Source organism: Neisseria benedictiae, assembly GCF_958267435.1.
In the GTDB taxonomy this organism is placed as follows: Bacteria; Pseudomonadota; Gammaproteobacteria; order Burkholderiales; family Neisseriaceae; genus Neisseria; species Neisseria bergeri.
On record NZ_CATQFV010000045.1, the window covers coordinates 1 to 1059 of the forward strand.

Here is a 1059-nt window from a genome sequence, read left to right on the forward strand (position 1 = left end):
GATCCTGAAGTCACTGCTTTTACGGGCGATTTTATTGAATGCCATGGCGGCTTGCTCCTGTTGGGGATGGGGCATTTGAAAAGCAGAACCCGTGTGTATGCGTACCGCACGCACCCTATGTCAGGATTGGAGGTTTTATAGGGACTACGGCTTGCTACACTTGTAAAAGCATAATATTCGAAACTTAATTAAGTTTGGATAGTTTGAAAATTTTTTTAAGCTTATATATAAGTTTGTATAAAAGAAATATATTTATAAAAAAACTAATTGATCCGTAAGCAAAGTGTATTATTCTTCGATAAAAGATATTATCAATAGTAGGATTCAGATTTAGTCCTAAATGAGTAATAATATCTTCTTCAATAATTGACCATGGAAGTGTTATAGTAATATTAATTAATTCCAAAATCCAAGGGTTTATTATAAATAAAATTATATATATAAATAAATATAATAAAAAAATACTAATATATTTATAAATTTTCATAATATCACCTATGATTTTTAGACGTTTTTTTAATTGTTTTATCGAGGGATGGTGGGTTTTGGCAAGTATTAGTATTATTTTCTGGTCCATAGTGTTGTGAAATTGCCTTTTCAAGCCCCCAACGTTTTATAGAAGAAGAATTAGGATCATGTTGGATATTTTTAGATGTATTCACAAGAGTGTCATCACACCTTACCATACAGTTATATTTTTCTAATCCTGAACATGAGAATTGTTCCCTACACTTAGCATAACAAATGTCATGTTGCCTGCAAGCCGTATCCAATACCCCCATTGGTTCAGCATAATAACCGTTATTGTCTCGAAGCTTACTGTATTGCTCTTCTCTCCCCCCTGTCCAGTCTGGTCCACACCAATTCCCATGATATTTAAACCAACCTAATGTATCTATCCATTTCGTAGTATTCGGTGCAAACGCATAAAAATTACTCCCCCCAAACAACCCAATCGGGTCTTGGTTGATGAATCTTCCACATTCCGGCTCATAGTACCTGAAGAAGTTGTAATGCAGCCCCGTCTCACGGTCGCAATACTGGTTCTGCAACCGGAAC

At 35.1% G+C, this 1059-nt stretch carries 1 protein-coding gene; it reads right to left on the reverse strand.

The genetic code is table 11. From position 1 onward, the window contains the following. Window positions 1-491 precede the first annotated feature (491 nt). Window positions 492-1059: RHS repeat-associated core domain-containing protein (locus Q3O12_RS04470; protein WP_301669538.1), on the reverse strand; the 568-nt coding region annotated here is incomplete at its 5' end.